Here is a 2,532-nt window from a genome sequence, read left to right as displayed (position 1 = left end):
CTTAACGCCGTCGGGTGTCTGTCCATAGCGTATATCGTCGGAAGACATCAGGAATGAGAACGGGGGTGCTGGGGTCAATGCGTCTTCCGCTTGCGCGACGCGCAAGCGGACGTCTTTAACGTTGTCGCTCAGATCGTGGCGTATTCGTGCAACGGCCGACTCCACGTCGTGCGGATTGACGACGCTGCCGCTGATCTCGAAAGTTCCGCGCCCCGTGTAGACGACCCTGAGCCCCTGCATTGCGATGGAATCCGCCATACTGCTCACGTCCTTCTGCGCGACGTCGTAGTGCCGAACGATGCGATCCGGTGAAATCCGCATCAGCATCTTTCGCAATTGCGTGTCTTCGTCGGCGGTCGCGACCATGCCGCTGACGGTCACCGTCGAACCGTGTACCTCCGCATGCACTTCCTTCATGTTGTGCGCGGCCAGTTCGCGATTCACGCGCTGCGCGAGATCAACGGCGCTGCGCGGCAACGCAGCATGGCTGAAGACCGTCGTCAGCATGACCGAACCGATCACCAGCACGGCGCCGAGCATTGCGCACGCGGACACGATGTACGTCGTCCGGCGACGGCGCGAGCGTTCGGCAGCGCCCTGCGTTTCGTCCGGCTTCACGAGTAGCGTCGAGAGCAGCTCGAGATCGCTCGGCCATGCCGCGTCATCCAAGCCGATGCAGATGACGATCTCGCCGAACTGCATCGGCACGAAGTCGAGCAGGATGACGGTGCCCGGCTCGTCGTCGGTTTGCGAGGCGAGGGTGGCTCCCTGCGCGCTGTGGCTGCTTTCGTTCATGGCGGCGACGCCCTCGGCCGCCGCGACGAACGGATTCAGGCGGCATGCGCTCACCACGCCGCCTGAATCAACGACGAGCGAGACGTCGCCGCCGCGCCAGTCGGAGATGTGGATGTCGGCGTCATCGTCCGCGCCGATCCGGTGAACGCCGACGCTCAGACGCAGATCCGCGCCAGCGTGCACGCCGGTTAGGATACGCAGCAGCTTCGTCATGCAGAGCCCATTGAAGGAATGATGCGGCGCGCAGCGGCGAGCCTTCGACACTCATTCTAACCACTGCCGGTGACGTTCCAGCGCACAATGCGAAGCGGGCACTTGGAAAGCGAAAGTGCGCGGAAAGCACGACAGAAGCGGGGCAAAAACGCGACGCCTCAGCCGCGTTCGGCGACAAGAAGCGCAGCGCCGCGCTGTACGACGCGCACGTTCATCGCGCGCTCGCGCATGGGCTGCGTCGAGGGCCGGCCGTAGGCGAGCAGCAACAGCGGCATCAGCAGATTCAGCCGCCCGGCTCTGCTGATTTTTTTCGCCGATGCGTCCCCTTCCACGGACGCATCGCGGACAGCACCGCGTCCTGATCCGCACGCATCGATCAGGCGCTGCCGCCATGCGTCCATGCTAGCATCGCCGGGTGCACCGGTCTGCAACTGGACTGCAAGCAGATCGATGAAACTTTCGTGCAGCCGCGCCTCGAGCGGCGCCTGCGGATGTGCGGCCGCTTCGTCGCGCAATGCGAGCAGAGCGTCACACCACAGGCGCGGCAGCGTGTCCGTGAGGTCTGTACGTGGCGCCTGTGCAGCGACGAGTTTCTGCAGCGCGCCAGGCGCGCGCCGCGCGATCGACGCTTGTCCGCCGCGCATGCGAATCTGCGCGCGCGGCACGCAATCATCGCTGTTCGCGCCGTCGCGTTTGTCATGTGATTGGCTACCGCAACCTGTGTCGCACGTGGCGCGACCGGGGTTGACTAGGCCGGCCTCCGGTGCCTTGCCCACTCCGTCGCCTGCCGCGACGACGGACCGCCGCACGCCCGTGCGGCACGCGGAATTGCGCCTCCTTGCGTTGAGCGTGGCGAGCCTGCGCGCGAGCAGCGAACCTCGCATCGCCCTGTGTTGCGTGAGGGCATAGCTGAACATGATCGTGCCGCGATACAACACGGCGACGGCGGTCTGCTGCAAACGTTCGCGAGCCGCATTCGTGTGGGCTGCCGGAGGAATCGTGGTAAGCGGTGTGCAGACGCGCGTCATTGCGGCACTGCTATAAGCATTATCTCGTTAGCGAAGTGCAGCAGCGTGGCTGCCGAAAACGGCGCAGCGATCACAATCGCTATCGTGACCGCAATCAGCTTTACGCCGTGCGAGAGCGTCTGATCCTGCATCGACGTGATTGCCTGCAGAAACGATACGCCGAGCCCCACGACCGCCGCGACCACCACAACCGGCAGCGAAATGTACATGCACAGCAGCATGCCCCGAGTTGTGACGCGCATGAGCGTGTCGATATCCATGACTGCCTCCTGATTGTCCGCGGCCAGCCGCGCTAACGATAGGTCACCACAAAGCCACGGACGAGCCCCATCACGACGAACCGCAGCAGCTTGACGGAATGGGATCGTTTATCGAAACGTTGTGGGGCGTGGCGACCGGCGAATTGCCGATGATCGGTACATTCGCATCGCGCGCGAAGCGCAGAAATTACGCCGCGCTTTCGTCCATGCCACGCGCTGCGCGGGTGCCGCCGTCG

Annotated in this window: 3 protein-coding genes; all 3 read right to left on the bottom strand. The window is 64.3% G+C overall.

Annotated features, from left to right (window positions below; genetic code table 11):
• Positions 1–1,008, bottom strand: a 1,008-nt coding sequence (locus K309_RS0134505) for a hypothetical protein (RefSeq protein ID WP_029050423.1), incomplete at its 3' end; no start/stop codon positions are given.
• A 158-nt stretch (positions 1,009–1,166) separates the two neighbouring features.
• On the bottom strand, positions 1,167–2,036 hold the full coding sequence (locus K309_RS0134500; RefSeq protein ID WP_029050422.1) for a hypothetical protein: 870 nt from the start codon (positions 2,034–2,036) through the stop codon (positions 1,167–1,169).
• A complete protein-coding gene (sctS, locus tag K309_RS0134495; RefSeq protein ID WP_029050421.1) occupies positions 2,033–2,296 on the bottom strand; it encodes a type III secretion system export apparatus subunit SctS in 264 nt (87 codons plus the stop codon). The genes K309_RS0134500 and sctS overlap by 4 nt, the downstream gene beginning before the upstream one ends.
• Positions 2,297–2,532 lie beyond the last annotated feature (236 nt).

It is taken from the genome of Cupriavidus phytohabitans, assembly GCF_000426345.1.
Classification (GTDB): Bacteria; Pseudomonadota; Gammaproteobacteria; order Burkholderiales; family Burkholderiaceae; genus Cupriavidus.
Note: the sequence above shows the minus strand (reverse complement) of the source record. Positions and strands in the feature narration are given on the sequence as shown.